This is a genomic window from Streptomyces sp. CBMA291 (assembly GCF_014596525.1).
GTDB lineage: Bacteria > Actinomycetota > Actinomycetes > Streptomycetales > Streptomycetaceae > Streptomyces.
Genome location: NZ_MSJP01000108.1, coordinates 24,445 through 44,585 on the forward strand (window position 1 = coordinate 24,445; position 20,141 = coordinate 44,585).

The window sequence follows — 20,141 nt, forward strand, 5'->3', positions numbered from 1 at the left end:
ATTCTCGATAAGGAAAGAGATCTAAAGGGATCGAGAGGGACCGCGACAGAACCAGAGGGGGATCGGTTCGCATGGGATGGTTTCTGGGATTCGGTATCGCGGGACTGGTCGTCCTCGCGCTCTCCCTCGTCTTCGACGGGCTTCTGGAAAGCCTGGGCGGCGGTCTCGACGGATTCCTCTCGCTGCCGGTGATCGCCGGTTTCGTCTCGGCGCTCGGTTTCACCGGGGCGATCGTGACGGGCGCGACCGGCGCCGGGGTGCTCGTCGCTACCCTCGTCGGGGTCGCCGCCGGTGTTCTCGCGGGCTGGTCGACCTGGTGGTTCGGCAGGACTCTGATACGTGACGGGGATGCGCCCGCGCCCCGGGGAGAAGACCTGACGGGCACGTCGGGCGCGGTGGTCACGGCGATACCCGCCGAGGGGTACGGCGAGGTTCTGCTGTATCTCGCGGGGCAGCCGGTGAAGTACGCGGCGAAGTCGGCCACGCCGGTCGCCCGGGGCTCCCGGGTCTGGGTGGACGCGGTTCTGTCGCCCACCTCGGTGACCGTCCGCCCCGTCGACTGACGACACCACTCTCCCGGTACTCCCCCTTTCCGGAATCCTCCTTTCCCGACCCCGCCCCACATTCTTTCCCTTCTCTCCTCTCCCCCTCTCTCCTCCCCCCCGCCCCCTTCGTACCTGTCCTTCCGCTCATTTCATTCAAGGGGATTTCTTCATGAGCCCTGTCCTCACCGCCGTGGTGGGCATCGTCGCCCTCGTCGTGCTGCTCGGCCTCGTCGTCGTCACGCGCTACAAGGTCGCCGGTCCCAGCGAGGCGTTCATCATCACCGGCCGGCGTGGCAAGAAGGCCACCGATCCCGCGACCGGCCGGGTGTTCACCGACAACAGCGGCCAGAAGGTCGTGGTGGGTGGCGGAGTGTTCGTCATCCCGTTCGTGCAGCAGAAGTACACCCTCGACCTGTCGAGCCGGCACATTCCGGTGGCCGTACGCGGCGCGGTCACCCTGCGCGGGGTGAAGGCGAACCTGGAGGGGGTCGCGATCGTCAAGGTCGGCGGCAACGAGGACTCGATACGGGCGGCGGCGCAGCGGTTCCTGATGCAGCAGAACGGGATCGTCGGCTTCACCCAGGAGGTGCTGTCCGGGGCGCTGCGCTCCATCGTGGGCCGTATGTCGGTCGAGGACATCATCCGGGACCGGGCCGCCTTCGCCGGGCAGGTCGCCGAGGAGGCGGAGGCCAGCCTCTCCGGGCAGGGCCTGATCCTGGACGCCTTCCAGATCCAGGACATCACCACCGAGGGCTCCTACCTGGAGGACCTGGGGCGCCCCGAGGCCGCCCGTGCCAAGCAGGAGGCGGACATCGCCGAGGCCGTCGCCCGGCGCGCCGCCGAGCAGGCGCGGCTGAAGGCCGAGGAGGAGATCGCGATCGCCCAGCGGACGCTGTATCTGAAGCAGGCCGAGATCAAGGCCCAGACCGACGAGGCGGCCGCCCAGGCGAACGCGGCGGGTCCGCTCGCCGAGGCCGCACGTCAGCAGGACATCCTGACGGAGCAGGAGAAGGTGGCCGCGCGCCAGGCCGAACTCACCGACCGTCAGCTCGACACCGAGGTCCGCAAGCCGGCCGACGCGGCCCGCTACCAGGCCGAGCAGGAGGCCGAGGCCCGCCGGATCGCCCTGGTGAAGGAGGCGGAGGCGGACGCGCAGCGGGCCAGGCTCACCGGTGAGGGTGAGAAGGCCCACCGCGCGGCCCTCGCCGACGCCGTACGGATCGAGGGCGAGGCCCAGGCCGCGGCGATCGCCGCAAAGGGCTCCGCCGAGGCCGAGGCGATGGAGAAGAAGGCCGACGCCTTCGACCGGTACGGCGACGCGGCCGTGCTGCAAATGCTCGTCGAGGTACTGCCGCAGGTGGTGGCGAAGGCCTCCGAGCCTCTGTCGGCGATCGACAAGATGACGGTCATCTCCACCGACGGGGCGAGCCGCTTGTCCCGTACGGTCACCGACAACGTCGCCCAGGGCATGGAGCTGCTCTCCTCCACCACGGGAGTGGACCTCGCGACGCTGCTCCAGGGCTTCACGCGGAAGGACGCCGGTGGCGCCAGTCAGGAAGCCGTCCGCGGGGACGCGGCTCGTCGGGAAGCCGTCAGGCGGGAAGCGGTCGAGCCGGAGTCGATAGCGATATCGGACTGAGCCGTACGCCGCCGCTCACCCGCTCGTTCACGCGGCCGGTGGACCCCGTCGGTCACACGACGCGGTCGGCGGACTCCGTGTCCCGCACGGGCCCGGGAAGCGTCTCCGGGGCGGCGGCAGGCTCGGGTTCGAGGGCCGCGGAGGTCCGGCGCCGGATGAAGTAGGCGGCGACCGGCTCGGTGAAGCGGGCGGTGAGCGGACCGATCACCACGAGGATGAGGACATAGGCGGTGGCGAAGGGCCCCAACTGGGGCTCCACCCCGGCGGTGACGGCGAGTCCGGCGATGACGATGGAGAACTCGCCGCGTGCCACCAGGGTGCCGCCCGCCCGCCAGCGTCCCTTGGCGCCGATGCCGGCGCGACCGGCAGCCCAGTAGCCGGTGGCGATCTTCGTGAGCATGGTGACGAAGGCCAGCGCGAGCGCCGGGACGATCACCGGGGGGATGCTGGTCGGGTCGGTGTGCAGTCCGAAGAAGACGAAGAACACCGCGGCGAACAGGTCCCGCAGGGGGCTCAGCAGGGTGTGGGCTCCCTCGGCGACCTCCCCGGACAGGGCGATGCCGACGAGGAACGCGCCGACGGCGGCGGACACCTGGAGCTGCTGGGCGACTCCGGCGACGAGCAGCGTCAGGCCGAGAACCACGAGGAGGAGCTTCTCCGGGTCGTCGCTGGAGACGAACCGGGAGATCAGACGCCCGTAGCGGAGGGCGACGAAGAGCACGAGGCCCGCCACGCCCAGGGCGACGGCGAGCGTCACACTGCCGGCCGCGAGACCGACCCCGGCGAGCAGGGCCGTGATGATCGGCAGGTAGACCGCCATGGCGAGGTCTTCGAGGACCAGGATGCTGAGGATCACCGGGGTCTCCCGGTTGCCGAGGCGTCCCAGGTCGCCGAGGACCTTGGCGATGACTCCGGAGGAGGAGACCCAGGTGACACCGGCGAGGACGACGGCGGCGACCGGCCCCCAGCCGAGCAGCAGCGCGGCGGCCGCACCGGGCAGGGCGTTGAGGGCGAAGTCGACGAGACCGGCGGGGTACTGGGTCTTGAGGTTGGAGACGAGATCGCTCGCCGTGTACTCCAGACCCAGCATGAGGAGCAGCAGGATGACGCCGATCTCGGCGCCGATGGCGACGAACTCGTCACTGGCGTTGAACGGCAGCAGGCCGCCCTTGCCGAAGGCGAGCCCCGCGAGGAGGTAGAGGGGAATGGGAGAGAACCGGAGCCGTCCGGCGAGTCGTCCGAGCAGGCCGAGCCCGAGGATGATCGCGCCGAATTCGATCAGGAAGACCGCGGAATGCACGCCGTCCTCACTCCCGACCGAGGATCGCGGCGGCCGCGTCGACACCCTCGCGGGTGCCGATGACGATGAGCGTGTCACCGCCGGCCAGCCTGAAGTCCGGCGTCGGGGACGGTATCGCCCCGGAGCGGCGCAGTACGGCCACGATGGAGGCGCCCGCCTCGGTGCGCATCCGGGTGTCGCCGAGCACCCGCCCGTTCCAGTAGGAGTGCGCGGACAGTTCGATCCGCTCGGCGACGAGGCCCATGTCGATGGTGTGCAGGACGTTCGGATTGTGGTGCGCGGGCGTCAGCGCGTCGATCAGCGAGGACGTCTCGGTCTCGGTGAGGTGCAGCGACTGGGCGCAGGCGTCGGGGTCGTCGCCCCGGTACACGTTCACGGTCCGGGTCCCGTCGCGGTGTGCGATGACCGACAGGTGCCGGTGTTCCCGGGTCGTGAAGTCGTACTGGACTCCGATGCCGGGCAGGGGTGTCGTTCTCATCCGCGGAGCAGGCACAGGCCCGTCCCTTCCTTGGGGTCGTGGGTGAGGGTGGATGGTCGTGGTGCGCGGGACATCGTGCCATCCGCAGGAAGCGCCGGAACATGGGTGTCGGCACGGATGGACAAGACACCGCGAAGCCGGTCAGGATGGGGCGGGGAGAGAAATCCCGCCGCAGGTCGGGAACCCGTCCGAGGGCTTGGCGTACGACTCGACGGGAGAGCCGGAGCAGTGTCGCTGTACTGGCGTATCTTCCTTCTCAACGCCTGCGTCCTGGTGACGGCCGCCCTGCTCCTCTTCGGCCCGGTGACGGTCTCCACCCCCGTCCTGCTCGGCGAGGCGATCGTCCTGATGGGCGGGCTGCTCGCGACGCTCCTCGCCACCGGCTTCCTCCTGCGGGTCACCCTGGCGCCGCTCCGGCGCCTCACCCGGGCGATGCGGACGGCGGACCTGCTGCGGCCCGGTCGGCGCCCGGAGGTGCCGGGGCGCGGCGAGATCGCCGATCTGACCCGGACGTTCAACACGATGCTGGACCGGCTCGAAGCCGAGCGGGCCACGAGCACCGCGAGAGCGCTCTCCGCGCAGGAGGAGGAGCGCCGGCGGATCGCGCGGGAGCTGCACGACGAGGTCGGGCAGACCCTCACCGCCGTCCTGCTCCAGCTGAAGCACGCGGCGGATCACGCCCCCGAGGGGCTGCGGTCGGAGCTGCACCAGGCACAGGAGACGACCCGTGCCGGTCTGGAGGAGATCCGCCGTATCGCGCGTCGGCTGCGCCCCGGGGTCCTGGAGGAGCTGGGGCTGCACAGCGCGCTGCGGTCACTGGCCTCGGAGTTCTCGACGCGGTCCCTGACCGTGCGGCCGTACGTCGAGCCGGGACTGCCCCGGCTCGACGAGGCGACGGAGCTGGTGCTCTACCGGGTGGCGCAGGAGGGTGTGACGAACACCGCACGGCACGCGGGCGCGAGCCATGTCGACGTGCGTCTGAGCGGCCTCCCGGACGGCGGGGTGGGGCTGCTGGTCAAGGACGACGGGCGTGGGATCGGCGGGGCGCCCGACGGCGCGGGGATCCTGGGCATGCGGGAGCGGGCCCTGCTGATCGGCGCGGAGCTGACCGTCCGCGAAGGCGACGACGGCGGAACGGAAATCCGCCTCCACACGCGAGGTACGAGGGCGACGTCATGACGGAACCGAACTCCCCCACCCGCATCCTGCTCGCGGACGACCACGCGCTGGTCCGCGGCGGGGTGCGGCTGATCCTCGACGCGGAACCGGACCTGATGGTCGTGGCGGAGGCCGCGGACGGCGCGGAGGCGGTGGCCCTGGCCCGTTCCGAGCCGGTCGACCTGGCCGTCCTCGACATCTCGATGCCCCTCAGGACCGGGCTCCAGGCCGCCAGGGAACTCAGCAGGCTCCAGCCGGAGCTGAGGATCCTGATGCTCACCATGTACGACAACGAGCAGTACTTCTTCGAGGCGCTGAAGGCGGGTGCGAGCGGCTACGTCCCGAAGTCGGTGGCCGATCGCGACCTGGTGGAGGCGTGCCGGGCGGCGGTGCGCGACGAGCCGTTCATCTACCCGGGCGCGGAGACGGCCCTGATCCGCACCTACCTCGACCGCGCGGAGCAGGGCAGGCCCCTCCCCGCCAAGGCGGTCACGGAGCGCGAGGAGGAGATCCTGAAGCTCGTGGCGGAGGGCCACAGCTCGAAGGAGATCGGCGATCTGCTGGTCATCAGCCCCAAGACGGTGGAACGGCACCGGGCGAACCTCCTCCAGAAACTGGGCCTGCGGGACCGTCTGGAGCTGACGCGGTACGCGATCAGGGTGGGGCTGATCGAGCCGTAGGGCCCTTCGGGTGGCCGTTACCCGTCTGTCGTCCGCGGAGTTCTCACGGTGGGATGGCTTCGCTACGGAATGACGGAACGACGGACCGGTTTCCTGGAGGTACGGCACAGTGACGGACGACGGCACCCCGCAGGAAGCGCCCGCCATGCGGCCCACGGTGCGCGAGACGTACGGACCGGCCGATCTGGGCGCGCAGAAGATCTTCGCCGGTGGGTTCATCAACTTCGGGTACTGGCGGGCCGTCGACCTGGACCGCCCGCTGAGCGAGGCGGACCGGGTCCGCAGCCAGGAGGGCCTCTACCGGTACGTCCTGGACGCCGCCGCGCTGCCGAAGGACGCCCGGCTCCTGGATGTGGGCTGCGGGCTCGGCATGGGATGCGCGGTGGCCCTGCGGGAGTACGGTCCCGCCGCCGTGACCGGCATGGACATCCATCCCGAGCAGCTGCGGCGGGCGCGGGCCGCCCAAGCCGAGTTCCTCGCGGCGGAGGGCGGACGGCTGCGGTTCGTCCAGGGAGCGGCGGAGCGCATGCCGCTGGCGGACGGTGAGGTCGACGCCCTCGTCAGCGTGGAGGCGGCCCAGCACTTCCCCGACCTGGAGGCCTTCGGCCGGGAGGCGGCGCGGGTGCTGCGGCCGGGCGGGCGGGTGGCCGTCACCAGCTTCTTCACCGTGGACGACGCGCCCGGCAGGGCCGAGGAAGCGGCCCGGCTCCTGGAGACGTTCGCCAGCGGTCTGGACATCGCCCGGCCGGTGGGGGCGCTCACCGGCGCGTTCGTGGCGGCCGGGCTCGCGGAGGTGCGCGTCGAGTCGATCGGCCCGGACGTCTGGCCGGGGTGGGACCGCTGGCTCGCGCAGTGGTGGGAGCCCGGGACCTGGCCCCGTAACTTCCTGCGTGCTCACGAGGAGGGGGTCCTCGACTACTACGTCGTCACCGCGAACCGGCCGGAGTAGGGCGGGGCCCTGCGAGGGCGGGGTCTTACGGGTGCCGGTGCGGGCACCACACCCGTAAGACCCCTTCGTGCCCCACGCCGTCCGTCACCGACGGCGCTTGCCGACCCCCAGCTCCATCAGGTCCTCGCCGACGATCAGCTTGCCGCCGTACCCCTTCTGCGCGGTGCGCCAGCGGGACACCGGGTTGTTCATCGGGACCATGTGGGTGAGGACCAGGTTGCGGGCGCCCGCCCGTTCGGCGACGTCGCGGCCCACCTGCTCGATGGTGGTGTGCGATTCGAGGAGGTGCTGCCGTACCGGTGCCTGGGTGGCCTCGGGCAGGGTCGCGACCATCTGGTCGACGTAGCGGGGGTCGATGACCTCGTGCACCAGGTAGTCGGTGTCCTTGGCCAGGTCGATCAGGTTCTCCGAGGGGCCCGTGTCGCCGGAGACGACCACGGAGCCGTCGGGGGTGTCGAAGCGGAAGGCGAACGCCGGGGCCGTCGGCCGGTGGTCGACGAGCGTGGCGGTGATCGTCACATCGCCGTCCCGCCACACCGGGATGCGGGTTCCGGCCGGGAGCCGGGGCGGGATCCCGGACGCGTCCACCGTCCAGTACGGCGAGATGTCGATGTCGTGGAGGGCGAACATGGCGTCCGGGTCGACCATGTTGGAGTCCCGGATGCGGTCCTCGAAGTCGGCGGCGAAGGCCGGGCGGAGACAGCGGGTCATCTCGGAGATGCCCGAGATCGGACCGCCGGGGTTGACCGGCTCCGGCTCCGGGCGCGTGGGCGGGAAGACCCGCGCGGGCACCGGACGGTCACCGGGACCGAAGACGTGGATGCGGTCCTGCGGGTTTCGCAGCCGTCCGTTGACCGGCCCGGTGGCGTAGAGGGCCGGCCATTCGGCGACGTGGTCGGAGTGCATGTGCGTGAAGAAGATCCCGCGCACCTTGCCGAGGTCCGACGGGTCGCCCAGGAGACCCGAGCGGTAGAGCTGGAGGGGCGCTCCGTGCCCGAGGTCGACCACGTACACCTTGTCCTCGTACACGACGGCCGTCGCGATGCCGTTGCGATGACCGCTGAGCACAATCGGGCCGCCGCCGGTGCCGAGGAGGACGAGCCGGGTGCGGTGCTTCGCGCCGTTGCCGTTGCCATTGCCGTTGGCGTTGGCGTTGGCATTGGCTGCGGGGGCCGCGGCGGCGCTGGCGGTGCCGCCCGCCGCGGCGAGACCGGCGCCGAGCGCCACGGCCCCGGCGCCGCCGAGGAGCCGCCGTCGGGATACGGAGGAAACGCCTGCTTCGTTCGCGTGGCTGGGGAGGTCACACACTTTGCTGCTCCGTTCAAGCGATGCGGCCGGTGCACGTACGGGTGGACTCCCGTACGGGCGGACACCGACCGGAATTCGGATGGTTCCGGGGACAGGGGAAAGCGAGAGAAGGGGAAAGAGGGGACACGCGGGGACGCCGGCTCGGTCGCGCTCGCCCGGTGGCTCGGACGCGCGGGGCCCGGTGGCTCAGACGCGCTCGCCCAGGAACAGCAACGCCTGCTCGGCGAAGCGCTCCGCCTGTTCGATCTGGATCCAGTGCCCGGCGTGGGGCAGGACGTGGAGCTGGGCGTTGGGCAGGTGTTCGGCGAGGTAGTAGCCCGCCCGGACCGGCAGCATCCGGTCCTCCCTGCCGTGGAGCACCAGGGCCTCGTGCGGGATGCGGGCCAGCTCCTCCTCGGTGTACTTGACGGGTCCGTGCTCCGGGTCGAACGTGGCCAGGTGGGAGCGGCGTACGTCCGGCCGGTTGGCCTTGGTGGCCCGGTCCTCGGCTATCTCGTCGAGCCTGCCCGCGAACAGACCGGGGTCGTCGACGAAGCGCACGAGCAGGTCGGCCATCGCCTCGGGCGAGGGGTCGTCGTAGAAGGTGATGAGCCGCATGAGGTCGGCGGTCGGGGCGAGGGGCGCGCCGCCGGAACCCATGAGGATGATCTTCGAAAGGCGCTCGGGGGCGATCTGCGCGATCCGGAGGGTGATCATGCCGCCCATGGAGTTGCCGACGAAGTGCGCCGTACGGACGTCCAGGGCGTCGAGGAGGGCGATCAGGGAGCGGGCGCGGAGATCGGTGTACGCCACCATGCCGCCCGGGGGCGCGGGGTCGGGGTGCGCGGAGTCCCCGAACCCGAGGACGTCGGGGGCGAGGGCGAAGTACCCGGCCGAGGCGAACACCGGCATCAGGTGCTCCCAGTTGGAGGGGGCGCTGACACCGGGGCCCGACCCGTGGACGAAGACGACGGCCGGGTTTCCGGGGTCCCCGCAGGTGTAGACCCTGAGGCGGTGTACTCCGGCGTCGACGTCCCGGCTCCGGACCTCCGGCAGGGGGCCGGTCGCGGGTGCGGGAGTGACGGGGCGGTTCACGACTGCCGCTCCCCGTCCTCGGCCGCGACGGAATCGACGGTGCCGGACTCGGCCGGGGCGGACCCGGCGGCCTCGTCCCCGGCGGTGACGCCCTCGGCGACCTCGTCCCCGGCGGTGACGACGGCCCCGGACGTGACGGCCGCCGCCGCGACCGCCTCGTCGACGGCGGCGCGCTGGAGCGCGTCGCCCCGGTCGGCGCTCTCGATGAGCCACTTCCCGAGTTCGCGGGCGTTCTTGTGGCCCCAGAGGCTGATCGCGTCGTACCGCGCGACCTCCCACGCCTCCTCGTCCTCGATGATGAGGCCGCCCCAGCCGAACTCGACGGCGATGCCGGAGGGCGAGTGGGCGTAGAAGGAGAACATCTTGTCGTTCGGGTGCATGCCCAGGGTCATGAGCAGCGGGACCCGGGCCTGGGTGACGCGGTCGTAGGCCCAGCCGACGTCCTCGCGCGCGTTGTTCTCGATGAGGAGGTGGTGCAGCTTGAACGGCGCGGGCGCCTCGGCGAAGGCGATGGTGTGGTGGCGGCCGTTGCAGTGGGTGAAGGCGGCGTCGATGAAGACGCCCGGGGCCATCTCCTCCTTGATGTAGTCGGAGATCCGGAAGCCCAGGTGGCCGTAGAAGTCGAGCATCGCCTGTCGGCCGCCCGGCTTGCAGAGCAGGAAGATGTGCCCGGCGCCGCCCTGGTCGGTCTGGAAACCGAACTTGTTGACCTCGTTGTGGTACGGCTCGGTGGCCTTGCGCAGACCGTTGACGAGTTCGACGCGGATGCCCTCGGGGTCGTGGGTCACGAAGATCCGGGCGACCCCGCGTTCGGTCGTGAGCGCCTCGTCGCCCTCGTCGACGGTGTGGCCCTCGGCCCGCAGCAGCGCGACGACCTCGTCCAGGTCCGCGTCGGAGCCGCAGTCGAAACCGGCGAACGAGATGTCGTTCTTCGGGCCTCGCTCGACGATGGTGCGGTGGATGTAGTCGTCGAGGCGGAAGGTGCGGACGTCGTCCTCGACGCGGGCCGGCATGACGCCGAGCAGCTCGCCGAGGAAACCGCTCCAGGCATCAAGGTCCGAGGCCTCGATGCCGACGTACGAGAGCTCCTTGATGGTGGCGCTCATGGTGAATGCTCCTGGGGGGATTGATGATCGGGGTCGCCGATCGGGAGTCGCCGATCCGGATTCGCCGATCGGAAGTCGTCGATCGGAAGTCGTCGATCGGAAGTCGTCGATCGCTGGCGGAGGGGTTCAGGCCGGTACGGAGAGGCCGGTGGTGTCGGCGGCGGCGACGAACCGGTCGGGGCGTACGGCGATCACGCGGGCGCCGTGTTCGCGGAGCCAGTCGACGAGGGTGCCGTCGATGTCGACGATGTCGTCGGTGCCTTCGGAGGCCCGGTCGGTGGAGCGGAGGGCGACGAACCGGGCGCCGAGCGCCGTCCAGGCCTCCCGCTCCTCCTCGGTGAGCAGGGTGCGCGGGTCGACGTTGTCGCCGAGGACGACGAAGGCGTCGCCGAGGAGGTCGTCCAGCGGGCCGATGAGACCGGTGACGGTCGCGGCGCGCGGCTGCGGGATCATCCGGCCGACGATGCCGGTGGGACGCCCGGCCGGTGCGTCGATGCCGGTGAACCAGCCCGCGGCGTACGCGGGCGGCCACAGCAGCGGCGGCAGTTCGCCGTTCTCCTGGGCGGCGGCCATGCCCGCCTGCTCCTCGGGGGTGAGTTCCTGCTTGATGAGGCGGCCCAGTTGGACGGAGACCTGGGTGTAGAAGTCGACGTCGGGGCGCCGCTCGGCCTCGTAGGAGTCGAGGATGGACTCCGGCAGGGTGCCGCCGAGCACTCCGGCGAGCTTCCAGGCGATGTTGAACGCGTCCCGGATGCCCGACTGCATGCCCGAACCGGCCCACGGGGGCATGAGGTGGGCGGCGTCGCCGAGCAGGAAGAGGCGTTCGCCGATGCGCCAGCTCTCGGCGGAGCGGACGTGGTGGCTGTAGAAGGCGTGGCCGTGGATCTCGATGTCGTCGCGGGAGACCCCGAGCGAGTCGAGGAGCGGCCAGAGGTCCTCGTGGTCCGCGAAGTCGGCGTCCGTCTCCCCCGGCTTGAGCGGGAACTCCCAGCGGTGGTTGTCGCCGCCGAGCGCGATGTCCACGACGGGACGCTCCCGGTCGGACCAGAAGGTGAGGATGTGCCGGTCGGGCCACCAGCGCTTCACCTTGCCGTCGATGACGACCCAGCGGACGTCGAGCGTGTCGCCGACCAGGTTGACGCCCAGGCGTTCCCTGGTCGGGGTCTCGCCGCCGTGGCAGGCAAGGGCGTAGCGGGCGCGGATGGTGGAGGTCTCGCCGGTGGCGAGGTCACGGACGGTGGCGGTCACGCCGTCCGCGTCCTGGACGAGGTCGGTCACCTCGGTGCCGTACGAGACGCGGATCCCGTCGCCGAAGCGGGCGGCTCCTTCGCGGAGTGTCTGCTCCATGGCCGGCTGGTAGATCGCGTACGAGGTGGCGTGGCCGAGCGTGCCGGGCGGGAAGGGCACCCGCATGAGTTCCCGGCCCTCGTAGGTGATCCAGCGCAGGGCGGCGGTGGGGTCCATGTCGGCCTTGACCCGCTCGTCGAGACCGATCTGCTGGAAGAGGCGCATCGTCCAGTCGTTGACCGTGACGGCACGGGCCCGGTTGTAGACGTCCTGGTGACGTTCGAAGGCGAGGGCACTGATTCCGAGGCTGCCGAGCGCGTTGGCCGCGGCGACGCCCGAGGGGCCATAGCCGATGATCACGACGTCGGTGTCGTAGTGGTGGCGCATGTGTCTCACTTCCGGAATGAACATTCCAGACAGAATGTGGGGCCCATTAGAAGAGGGCGGCCGACACCTGTCAAGGGTTCTGGAACAAACACTCCAGCTAGAATGTGGCCATGCCGACGACTATCGCCGGGCGCCGCAACAAGCGCCTGCTCCAAGGGGATCGCTCGCGTGACGAGATCCTCGACGCCGCCTCGCGCATGATGTCGATCCGCGGCTACGACGGCACGAGCATCGCCGACATCGCACGGGAATCGGGGCTTCCCAACAGCTCGATCTACTGGCACTTCAAGTCCAAGCTGGGCATTCTCGCCGCCGTCATGGAGCGCGGGGCGAACCGCTTCTTCGCGGACGTCACCACCCCCTCGGCCGAGCCGGGCGAGACCCCGGAGACGTATCTGCGCCGCACCCTCGCCGAGGCGGGCGCCAGGGTCGTCGACCATCCGGAGTTCCTCCGGCTCTTCGTCCTGCTGCTGCTCAGCGGCGAGTCCCCCGAGACCATCGAGATCGTCGCCCGGGTCAGGTCCCACGCCCGCTCCAACCTGCACACCCTGATCACCCACGCCTTCGAGACGATCGCCCCCGACCAGGCCGTGCGGGTGGCCGACGAGAGCGTCGATTTCGCCATCGCGAGCTTCGACGGGGCCTTCCTTGCCCTCCAGGCGAACCCCACGACGCTCCACGACCGCCTGATGGGACAGCTGGCCACCGCCCTGACGAGCGTCGGCGAGCGAGCGCTCACGGGCCAGGACCAGGCCAAGGACCAGGACCAGGATCAGGGCCGGGACCAGGCCTGATCCGGTCCCGGCCGTACGCCACGGCCTAGGCTTCGGGCATGACGGATACCCCTCGCGCCGCAGGAACGCAGACGCTCGCCCGCGGACTGCGCGTCCTGCAACTCGTCAGCATGGCCGGTGACGGCCTGAGCATCCAGGAAGTCGCCGCCCGGCTGGACGTCCACCGGTCCATCGCCTCACGTCTGCTGGCCACGCTCGCGGAGTTCCATCTCGTGACCCGGGGCGCCGACGGCCGGTACCGCACCGGCGCCGGGCTCGCCGCCCTCGCGACCGGTATCCAGGCCACGCTCCGCTCGGCGGCGGAACCGGTCATGCACGGTCTGGCGGCCGAACTGGGCGCCACGGTCTCGCTGCTGGTGGTCGAGGGCGGTCAGGCCGTCGCGCTCTCCGTGGTCGAGCCGCCCGGCGCCTCGTACGTGCTCAGCTTCAAGACCGGCAGCCGTCACCCGCTGGGCCGGGGCTCGGCGGGGGTCGCGCTCCTCGCCGCCCAGTCGCCCTCGCCCGGCGAGGCGCCGAACGTCACCGAGGCGCGCGAACGGGGCTTCGCGTCGACCTTCGGCGAGGTTGAACCCGGCGCCTACGGGGTGGCGGCCCCGCTCGCGGTCGAGGGCCTACCGCCCGCGTGCCTGAACCTCATCACCTACCGCCCGGAGACCGCCGAGGGCGCGGGACCGGTGCTGGTAGCGGCGGCCGAGAGAGTGCGCGCCGACCTCGTCGGCTGAGCGCCCCGGCCCGTACGGGAAGCACGCCGCCAACCCGTATGGGAAGCGCGTCGGCAGACCGTACGAAAGCGCCCCGACCGGCTGCACGCGGCCACGCCCAAGCACCTCCCTGGGCCGTACGGCGGCACGTCGGCCGATCGCACAAGGCGCCCGCCACCTGTTGACATTCCCCTCACCTGGGCGTTCCATGAAGTTCGTCGTGCATTTATCAAGCGTCAGCGTGCATATAGTGCACGAGAAGGTGTGCAGGTCATGTCTCTCAGCAAAGAAGCCGCAGCCCGCGACATCGCCCTCCCCTCCGGCCTCCGGATGCGCTACTACGAGGCCGGCCGGCCCGGTGCCACCCCGGTCGTGCTCCTGCACGGCTCGGGCCCCGGCGCCACGGGCTGGTCGAACTTCTCGGGCAACATCGCGGCCGTCGCGGACGCCGGTTTCCACGTCCTGGCGCCCGACATGCCCGGCTGGGGCGACTCCGACGCCCAGGCGACCCGGGACATGGACCACGACGCGACGCTCGTGGAGTTCCTGGACGCACTCGGACTCGCCCGGACGGCCCTGGTCGGCAACTCGATGGGCGCGCACACCGCCGTCCGCTTCGCGACCCTGCACCCCGAGCGGCTCACCCACCTCGTGACCATGGGCGCCTCGCTCGGACGCGGTCCCGCCTCCCTCTTCGGCGCGGGCGGCGGACCGAGCGAGGGGCTGAAGGTCCTCGTCAAGGCGTACAAGGACGCGAGCCCCGAGAACATGCGGGCGCTCGTCGAGATCATGACCTACGACAAGGAGCGGTTCGCGACCCCGGAGCTGACCCGCGCCCGCTCCGAGGCGGCGCTCGCCCGCCCCGACCACCTGCGCAACTACGTCGAGGGGCTGGCGCACGGAGCGCCGATCCCGATCAAGGTCGACCGCGACGCCATCCCCGGCATCACGGCGCCGACGCTGCTGATCCACGGCAAGGACGACCGGGTCCTGCACTACGAGACCAGCCTCTGGCTGCTGGCCAACATCCCCGACTCCCGGCTCGTCCTGCTCAACCGCTGCGGCCACTGGGCGATGATCGAGCACGCCGAGGAGTTCAACCGCCTCGTCGTCGACTTCCTGACCCACCACTGATCCGGACCCGGTCATGAACGCACACGACAACGAGCCCGGAAACGGGACCAGGGCCGACACCAGCACCGGCACCAGCACCGACGACGCCCCCGACACCGACGTCCTCGTCATCGGTGCCGGTCCGGTCGGACTCACGCTCGCCAACCTGCTCGGCGCGCGCGGCCACGCGGCCCTCGTCCTCGAAGCCCGCCATGAACTCATCGACTACCCCCGGGGCGTGGGGCTCGACGACGAGTCGATCCGCACCCTGGCCACGGCGGGGCTGTGGGAGAGGGTCCGCCCCTTCACCGTCCCGCACCACGTGGTGCGTCTGGTGAACGGCCGGGGGCAGGTGCTCGCCACCAACGACCCGAGGACGCGGGAGTTCGGATATCCGCGCAAGCACGGATTCATCCAGCCCCTCGTCGACCGGGAACTCGCCGCCGGGCTCGGCCGTTTCCCGAAGACCGTGCTCCACCACGGGCACCGGGTCGTGGGCATCGAAGAGCAGGGCGACCGCGTCCTGGTCAGCGCCGAGCGGCTGGACCCCGACGGCGGCGTCGAGGGGACCGTCTCCTTCACCGCCCGCTACGTCGTGGGGTGCGAGGGCGGAAGTTCCTTCACCCGCAAGTGGATGGGTGTGGGCTTCGAGGGCCGGTCGCCCTCCACCCGCTGGGTGGTCGTCGACGTCGAGAACGACCCGATCGGCACCCCTTCCGTCTATCTGGGCGCCGACCCCCGCCGTCCGTACGTCTCCATCGGTCTGCCCCAGGGCGTGCGCCGCTGGGAGTTCATGCTCCACGACGACGAGCCCACCGAACTGGCCGAGGACCCCGTCTTCATGCGCGGGCTGCTCGCCCGGCACGTGCCGGACCCCGCCGCGCTGACCATCATCAACCAGCGGACCTTCACCCATCACGGGCGGGTGGCCACCGACTTCCGCAAGGGCCGGGTCTTCCTCGCCGGGGACGCCGCCCATCTGATGCCCGTCTGGCTCGGCCAGGGCTGGAACTCCGGCATCCGGGACGCGACCAACCTGGCCTGGAAGCTGACCGCCGTCCTGCGCGGCGACGCCCGTGACTCCCTCCTCGACACGTACACCGCCGAGCGCCGCAAGCACGCCTCCGACATGATCGATGTGAACATGGCGGCCGGTACGGTGATGAAGATGGGCCCGCTCGGCGGCCGCCTGCGCGATGTCTCCGCCGCCGCGCTCAACCTCGTGCCGAAGTGGAAGTCGTACTTCACCGAGCTGCGGTTCAAGCCGATGCCCCGGTACGCCACGGGGGTCGTCGTCGATCAGGCGACCCTGGCGCCGGGACGGGCGGACGCCGGGTTCAAACGCGGTCGGCTGGCCCCGTTCGTCGACTCGGCGAACGGTATCTCGCCGGTCGGGCTTCAGTTCATCCAGCCCCGCGTCTCCACCGCCGACGCCCCGGACGTCCTGCTCGACGAGGTCACCGGCGACTGGTGGGCCCTCGCCACCTGGGGAACCGACCCGACGGCGTACCTCTCCCCGGCCGATCTGGACCTGATCCGCCGCCATCGCGTCCGGCTCGTCTCCTTCGTGCCCGAGCCGCAGCGCGCCTGGGCCGAGCGCCGGTTCGCCGACTCCGCCGTGCCGGTCACCGTCGCCGGGGACCTCACCGGGGCGCTCAAGGACTGGTTCGACGTCCGGGCCTGCGGCCTGGTCGTCCTGCGCCCCGACCGGTTCGTGGCCGCCGCCTCGCTCGCCGCGCAGGCCCCGCGCGCCCTCGCCGCGGTCGTCTCGGCGGCTGCCCTCACCCGGGAAGGGGACCGAGGATGAGCCTCGCCCTCGTCACCATGTCGCACAGCCCGCTGCTCGACTTCGCCGAGCCGCCCCCGGAGGTGACCGAGGCGGTCGAGACCGCCTTCGACCAGGCACGGACGTTCGTGCGGGAGTACGAACCGACTCTGGTCGTCTCCTTCGCGCCCGATCACTACAACGGCTTCTTCCACGATCTGATGCCGCCGTTCTGCGTCGGTTACGCGGCCGTCGGCGTCGGGGACTACGGGACCGCCGAAGGCCCCTTGGACGTACCGGAGGAGCGGGCCGGGGAGCTGGCGCAGTGGCTGGCCGAGCACGATCTGGACATCGCGATCTCACGGCGCATGGAGGTGGACCACGGGGCGGTCCAGCCGCTGGAGATCCTTTTCGGGGGCGTCGACGCCGTCCCCGTCGTCCCGGTCTTCGTCAACGGTGTGGCCCGGCCGTTCGTGCCCATGCGCCGGGTCCGCAGGCTCGGCGAGGCCATCGGCTCGTATCTCGCGGGTCTGGAGAACGAGCGGGTCCTGCTCCTCGGCTCCGGCGGGCTCTCCCACGATCCGCCGGTGCCGCAGTGGGCCACCGCCGACGCGCCCACCCGGGCGATGCTCCTGAACGGCCGGCATCCCACGGCCGCCGCGCGCGAGCTGCGGCAGCGGCGGGTGATCGACACGGCGAGGGACTTCGCGGCGGGCACCGCCACGATCCGGGACCTGAACCCCGAGTGGGACCGGGCCCTGATGGACGTCCTCGCCTCCGGGGACCTCTCCCCCGTGGACGCGATGGATCCGGCGCGGATGGCGGTGGAGGCGGGCAATTCCTCCCACGAGGTGCGGACCTGGGTCGCCGCCTTCGCCGCGCTCGGCGCCGCCGGTCCGTACGAGGTCGCCTCCTCCTTCTACCGTCCGGTCAAGGAGTACATCGCGGGCTTCGGGGTGATGACGGCCCGCTCGACGGGGTGACCCGACCGGTGCGACCGACGCAGGCCTCGGCAAGGTCGGCGAGCCGACCCCGGGCATCGCGGCGGTCGCCGCCCGACGCGCGGGGGCGGGCCGCAGGACGGATGTCCGCGGCCCGCCCCCGTGAGGTACGGCCCTGGTAACGCGCCCTCGGACGGGCTCAGTTCGACGCGTCCTTCTTCTCTTCCAGGTCTTCGAGAAAGTCCTTGGCCTTCTCGACACCCGCGTCGATCTTTTCGCTGTACTTGCCGTCCGTCTTGTCGTCGACGAGGTCGGCGACCTTCTCCAGGCCCTGCGCGACGACGTCGCCGTGCTCGGCGGCCAGGTCCATCGCCTTGTCCTTGAGGTCCTTCAGCTGGTCGAACATGGTGCGGTCGAGTTCCTTCTTCCTGGTGCGGTGTGGGCGTTCGGCAAGTCGACCGGTCGGTCAGTCGAGCCTTCAGTTACGGGAGTTGCCGAAGAGGAGTCGATAGGCGACGAGGAGGACGAGGGCGCCTCCGATGGCCGCACCCCAGGTGGCGGGGTCGTAGAACTCGTTCTGGATCGGCCGGTCGAGGAACTTCGCGGAGCCCCATCCTCCGATGAAGGCGCCCGCGATGCCGATGAGGGTGGTGCCGATGAGGCCGCCCGGATCGCGTCCGGGAAGCAGGAACTTGGCGATGGCGCCGGCCAGGAGGCCGAGCACGATCCAGCTGACGATGCCCACTGATGAGCCGCCTTCCGATGGAGGGGAGTGCCGGGAACGACACCGGTCCGGTGGCCGCCTCGACCGCTCTCCGCGGCCGCTCTCGCGACCGCCGGGGCGAGGCGGGCCTTTCCTAACTCCGAGCAGTATCCGCGCTGTCGGCGGCGCCATGCCCCTGGTCGGACTTCATCGCCCTCGCCTCGCTCTTGAGAATGCGCGTCGACTTGCCCAGGGACCGGGTGAGTTCGGGAAGTCTTTTGGCGCCGAGGACCGCGATGACCACGATGAGCAGGATGGCGAGTTCGCTGATGCCGAACATGCGGTACGTCTTCTCCCGGTGGCGGGTGGCGGGTGACGGACGGCAGGTGTCTGCCTGGTCGGAGATGCCGGAGCCGTGCGCCGGGACCTACCGGTCCCCGCTGCGGCAACCCCCCTGAATCTACAGCACTGTAGAAGCCCTGGACAGGGGCACCTGCGGCGCGGACCGGGGTCGCACTGCCGTGCGTGAGCACCCCGTCGCCGTGAGTGCAACCGTGGAGAGGGGCCTGCCGTCTCCTCCTTACGGGCTGGGACGAACGAGGACACGAAGATGGCAGGCGGAAACCACGGCAAGCGCGCGCACCGGACCACGGCGCCGGGCGGCCGCAGGACACGGCGCGGGGGCGGGCGGCTGCTCACGACGACGCTCGCGCTCGTCGTGCTGGCGGGCGCGGGAGCGGGCTGGATCTATCTCGAACTGGGCGGCGGCATCGCCACCTTCGGTGCGGACGGTCTCTCCGACGACCGGCCCGCCGCCTCCGCCGACGGGCAGAACGTCCTGGTCATCGGCTCGGACGCGAGGACCGGCGGCAACAGCGACCTCGGCGGCGGGGACGCGAACGGCATCGGCCGTTCGGACACCGCCTTCCTGTTGCATGTGTACGGGGATCAGCGGCACGCCGTCGCCGTGTCCTTCCCCCGGGACACCCTCGTGGACATCCCGGCCTGCCGGCTCCCCGACGGTTCCTGGACTCCACCGCGCGAAGGGGCCATGTTCAACTCGGCGTTCACCGTCGGCCAGACCGTCGAGGGAAACCCGGCGTGCACCCAGAACACCGTGGAGCGGCTGACCGGGCTCCGCGTCGACCACACCGTCGTCGTCGACTTCAAGGGCTTCGCCGCCCTCACGGACGTCGTCGACGGGGTACGGGTGTGTCTGCCCGGCGACGTCTACCAGAAGGACCTCAACCCGAAGCGGGCGACCCGGGGCGATCTGCTCTTCCCCCGGGGCGAGCAGACCGTGTCGGGGCAGCGGGCCCTGGACTACGTACGGCTGCGCCATGGCATCGGCGACGGCTCCGACATCGGCCGCATCAAGCGGCAGCAGGCGTTCGTGGCCAGTCTGCTCAAGAAGGTCAAGAGCGAGGGGTTCACCCCGACCAGGCTGCTGCCGCTCGCGAACGCGGCGACCGATTCACTGACCGTGGACCCCGGGCTCGGCTCCGCCGAGAAGCTGATCTCGTTCGCGATGTCCCTGAAGGACGTCGACCTGCACAACACGAAGTTCGTCACGATCCCCTGGCGCTACCAGGGCGCCCGGGTCGCGATCGTCGAACCCGAGGCGGATGCCCTGTGGGCGGCACTGAAGGCCGACCGCCCACTCGACGCCGGAACAGCCGAAGGTGACGGGGCCGGCGGAGCCGGTGGGGCCGCCGTTACTGGCGGAGTCAGGGGTACTGGCGGAGGCGGCGGTACAGGCCGAGGCGGCGGTACTGGCGGAGGCGGCGGGGCCGGAAGGGCCGCCGCCCCACCGTCCACCGTCGAGGCCACCCCCTCGCCGGTCTCCGGTGCGGGCATCGCCGTCGCCGTCTACAACGGCACCCGGACCAGGGGGCTTGCCGCGCGGGCGGCGGAGAGCCTGCGGACCGCCGGATTCACCGTCACCGGCACGGCCACCGCCGCCACCCAGGACTACTCGGGCACCGTGATCGAGTACGGCCCCGCCCAGCGGGACCAGGCAGCGGCCCTCGCCCGGTTCTTCACCGACGCCGAAGCCCGCCAGGTCCCCGCCCCGGGAATCAGTGTGATCCTCGGACGGTCCTACGCGGACACCCCCTCGGCGGCCCCTTCCGGCGCACCCGCGACGGTGCCCGCCGAAGACACCCGCTCCGCCGACGACGACCCCTGCTCCAACCTCTCCTATGGATGAATCG

Annotated in this window: 20 protein-coding genes; 11 read left to right on the forward strand and 9 right to left on the reverse strand. The window is 71.1% G+C overall.

Features of this window, described 5'->3' with window-relative positions:
- Positions 1 to 71: 71 nt before the first annotated feature.
- Entirely contained in the window at positions 72 to 563 is a 492-nt protein-coding gene (locus BU197_RS26510) for a hypothetical protein (RefSeq protein WP_188270829.1), read from the forward strand.
- A 151-nt stretch (positions 564 to 714) separates the two neighbouring features.
- Complete coding sequence (locus BU197_RS26515) at positions 715 to 2,184, forward strand: flotillin family protein (RefSeq protein ID WP_188270830.1); 1,470 nt, start codon at positions 715 to 717, stop codon at positions 2,182 to 2,184.
- Positions 2,185 to 2,236: 52 nt separating this feature from the next.
- Here the strand turns inward: BU197_RS26515 and BU197_RS26520 are convergent, their stop codons facing one another.
- Positions 2,237 to 3,484: a cation:proton antiporter gene (locus tag BU197_RS26520; RefSeq protein WP_188270831.1), complete on the reverse strand. Its 1,248-nt coding sequence runs from the start codon at positions 3,482 to 3,484 to the stop codon at positions 2,237 to 2,239.
- 7 nt (positions 3,485 to 3,491) lie between these two features.
- The gene (locus tag BU197_RS26525; RefSeq protein WP_188270832.1) at positions 3,492 to 3,962 is read right to left on the reverse strand and encodes a cation:proton antiporter regulatory subunit; all 471 of its coding nucleotides are present in this window, start codon (positions 3,960 to 3,962) and stop codon (positions 3,492 to 3,494) included.
- Between the two features lie 228 nt (positions 3,963 to 4,190).
- Here BU197_RS26525 and BU197_RS26530 point away from each other — a divergent pair, with 228 nt between their 5' ends.
- The 3 genes from BU197_RS26530 (at position 4,191) to BU197_RS26540 (ending at position 6,749) form a co-directional block, all read left to right on the forward strand.
- The gene (locus tag BU197_RS26530) at positions 4,191 to 5,141 is read left to right on the forward strand and encodes a sensor histidine kinase (protein WP_188270833.1); all 951 of its coding nucleotides are present in this window, start codon (positions 4,191 to 4,193) and stop codon (positions 5,139 to 5,141) included.
- Positions 5,138 to 5,800, forward strand: a complete 663-nt coding sequence (locus BU197_RS26535; protein WP_188270834.1) for a response regulator transcription factor — start codon at positions 5,138 to 5,140, stop codon at positions 5,798 to 5,800. Before BU197_RS26530 ends, BU197_RS26535 begins: the two co-directional genes overlap by 4 nt.
- Before the next feature lie 109 nt (positions 5,801 to 5,909).
- Positions 5,910 to 6,749, forward strand: coding sequence for a class I SAM-dependent methyltransferase (locus tag BU197_RS26540; RefSeq protein WP_317452136.1), 840 nt, complete (start codon positions 5,910 to 5,912; stop codon positions 6,747 to 6,749).
- An 84-nt stretch (positions 6,750 to 6,833) separates the two neighbouring features.
- Here BU197_RS26540 and BU197_RS26545 read toward each other — a convergent pair whose 3' ends face one another.
- The 4 genes from BU197_RS26545 to BU197_RS26560 all read right to left on the reverse strand — a co-directional run bounded on the left by BU197_RS26545 (position 6,834) and on the right by BU197_RS26560 (position 11,911).
- Positions 6,834 to 8,057: an MBL fold metallo-hydrolase gene (locus tag BU197_RS26545; protein ID WP_188270835.1), complete on the reverse strand. Its 1,224-nt coding sequence runs from the start codon at positions 8,055 to 8,057 to the stop codon at positions 6,834 to 6,836.
- A 186-nt stretch (positions 8,058 to 8,243) separates the two neighbouring features.
- Positions 8,244 to 9,131 carry an alpha/beta fold hydrolase gene (locus BU197_RS26550; RefSeq protein ID WP_188270836.1) on the reverse strand — a complete coding sequence of 296 codons (888 nt, stop codon included), beginning with the start codon at positions 9,129 to 9,131 and terminating at the stop codon, positions 8,244 to 8,246.
- Complete coding sequence (locus BU197_RS26555) at positions 9,128 to 10,237, reverse strand: VOC family protein (RefSeq protein ID WP_188270837.1); 1,110 nt, start codon at positions 10,235 to 10,237, stop codon at positions 9,128 to 9,130. Before BU197_RS26555 ends, BU197_RS26550 begins: the two co-directional genes overlap by 4 nt.
- Positions 10,238 to 10,363: 126 nt before the next feature.
- Entirely contained in the window at positions 10,364 to 11,911 is a 1,548-nt protein-coding gene (locus tag BU197_RS26560) for a bifunctional 3-(3-hydroxy-phenyl)propionate/3-hydroxycinnamic acid hydroxylase (RefSeq protein ID WP_188270858.1), read from the reverse strand.
- Between the two features lie 110 nt (positions 11,912 to 12,021).
- Here BU197_RS26560 and BU197_RS26565 point away from each other — a divergent pair, with 110 nt between their 5' ends.
- From BU197_RS26565 to BU197_RS26585, 5 genes are all read left to right on the forward strand, one after another.
- Positions 12,022 to 12,705, forward strand: a complete 684-nt coding sequence (locus BU197_RS26565; RefSeq protein ID WP_188270838.1) for a TetR/AcrR family transcriptional regulator — start codon at positions 12,022 to 12,024, stop codon at positions 12,703 to 12,705.
- Positions 12,706 to 12,743: 38 nt separating this feature from the next.
- On the forward strand, positions 12,744 to 13,427 hold the full coding sequence (locus tag BU197_RS26570) for an IclR family transcriptional regulator (protein WP_188270839.1): 684 nt from the start codon (positions 12,744 to 12,746) through the stop codon (positions 13,425 to 13,427).
- A 252-nt stretch (positions 13,428 to 13,679) separates the two neighbouring features.
- On the forward strand, positions 13,680 to 14,540 hold the full coding sequence (locus tag BU197_RS26575) for an alpha/beta fold hydrolase (protein ID WP_188270840.1): 861 nt from the start codon (positions 13,680 to 13,682) through the stop codon (positions 14,538 to 14,540).
- A 13-nt stretch (positions 14,541 to 14,553) separates the two neighbouring features.
- A complete protein-coding gene (locus BU197_RS26580) occupies positions 14,554 to 16,326 on the forward strand; it encodes a bifunctional 3-(3-hydroxy-phenyl)propionate/3-hydroxycinnamic acid hydroxylase (RefSeq protein WP_188270841.1) in 1,773 nt (590 codons plus the stop codon).
- Entirely contained in the window at positions 16,323 to 17,267 is a 945-nt protein-coding gene (locus BU197_RS26585; protein ID WP_188270842.1) for a 3-carboxyethylcatechol 2,3-dioxygenase, read from the forward strand. Before BU197_RS26580 ends, BU197_RS26585 begins: the two co-directional genes overlap by 4 nt.
- Positions 17,268 to 17,424: 157 nt before the next feature.
- Here the strand turns inward: BU197_RS26585 and BU197_RS26590 are convergent, their stop codons facing one another.
- The 3 genes from BU197_RS26590 to BU197_RS26600 all read right to left on the reverse strand — a co-directional run bounded on the left by BU197_RS26590 (position 17,425) and on the right by BU197_RS26600 (position 18,268).
- Entirely contained in the window at positions 17,425 to 17,631 is a 207-nt protein-coding gene (locus BU197_RS26590; RefSeq protein ID WP_188270843.1) for an antitoxin, read from the reverse strand.
- Between the two features lie 72 nt (positions 17,632 to 17,703).
- On the reverse strand, positions 17,704 to 17,970 hold the full coding sequence (locus BU197_RS26595) for a GlsB/YeaQ/YmgE family stress response membrane protein (protein ID WP_188270844.1): 267 nt from the start codon (positions 17,968 to 17,970) through the stop codon (positions 17,704 to 17,706).
- Between the two features lie 112 nt (positions 17,971 to 18,082).
- Positions 18,083 to 18,268 carry a twin-arginine translocase TatA/TatE family subunit gene (locus BU197_RS26600; protein WP_188270845.1) on the reverse strand — a complete coding sequence of 62 codons (186 nt, stop codon included), beginning with the start codon at positions 18,266 to 18,268 and terminating at the stop codon, positions 18,083 to 18,085.
- 270 nt (positions 18,269 to 18,538) lie between these two features.
- Between BU197_RS26600 and BU197_RS26605 the strand changes: the two genes are divergently transcribed.
- Positions 18,539 to 20,137, forward strand: a complete 1,599-nt coding sequence (locus BU197_RS26605) for an LCP family protein (protein ID WP_188270846.1) — start codon at positions 18,539 to 18,541, stop codon at positions 20,135 to 20,137.
- Positions 20,138 to 20,141 lie beyond the last annotated feature (4 nt).

What these genes read in the sequence shown, in the direction of transcription:
- BU197_RS26575 (WP_188270840.1), top strand. Translation starts at nt 13,680, where the DNA reads ATGTCTCTCAGCAAAGAAGCCGCAGCCCGCGACATCGCCCTCCCCTCC.
- BU197_RS26525 (WP_188270832.1), bottom strand. Translation starts at nt 3,962, where the DNA reads ATGAGAACGACACCCCTGCCCGGCATCGGAGTCCAGTACGACTTCACG.
- BU197_RS26585 (WP_188270842.1), top strand. Translation starts at nt 16,323, where the DNA reads ATGAGCCTCGCCCTCGTCACCATGTCGCACAGCCCGCTGCTCGACTTC.
- BU197_RS26560 (WP_188270858.1), bottom strand. Translation starts at nt 11,911, where the DNA reads ATGCGCCACCACTACGACACCGACGTCGTGATCATCGGCTATGGCCCC.
- BU197_RS26510 (WP_188270829.1), top strand. Translation starts at nt 72, where the DNA reads ATGGGATGGTTTCTGGGATTCGGTATCGCGGGACTGGTCGTCCTCGCG.
- BU197_RS26590 (WP_188270843.1), bottom strand. Translation starts at nt 17,631, where the DNA reads ATGTTCGACCAGCTGAAGGACCTCAAGGACAAGGCGATGGACCTGGCC.
- BU197_RS26605 (WP_188270846.1), top strand. Translation starts at nt 18,539, where the DNA reads ATGGCAGGCGGAAACCACGGCAAGCGCGCGCACCGGACCACGGCGCCG.
- BU197_RS26515 (WP_188270830.1), top strand. Translation starts at nt 715, where the DNA reads ATGAGCCCTGTCCTCACCGCCGTGGTGGGCATCGTCGCCCTCGTCGTG.
- BU197_RS26565 (WP_188270838.1), top strand. Translation starts at nt 12,022, where the DNA reads ATGCCGACGACTATCGCCGGGCGCCGCAACAAGCGCCTGCTCCAAGGG.
- BU197_RS26580 (WP_188270841.1), top strand. Translation starts at nt 14,554, where the DNA reads ATGAACGCACACGACAACGAGCCCGGAAACGGGACCAGGGCCGACACC.
- BU197_RS26535 (WP_188270834.1), top strand. Translation starts at nt 5,138, where the DNA reads ATGACGGAACCGAACTCCCCCACCCGCATCCTGCTCGCGGACGACCAC.
- BU197_RS26570 (WP_188270839.1), top strand. Translation starts at nt 12,744, where the DNA reads ATGACGGATACCCCTCGCGCCGCAGGAACGCAGACGCTCGCCCGCGGA.
- BU197_RS26555 (WP_188270837.1), bottom strand. Translation starts at nt 10,237, where the DNA reads ATGAGCGCCACCATCAAGGAGCTCTCGTACGTCGGCATCGAGGCCTCG.
- BU197_RS26600 (WP_188270845.1), bottom strand. Translation starts at nt 18,268, where the DNA reads ATGTTCGGCATCAGCGAACTCGCCATCCTGCTCATCGTGGTCATCGCG.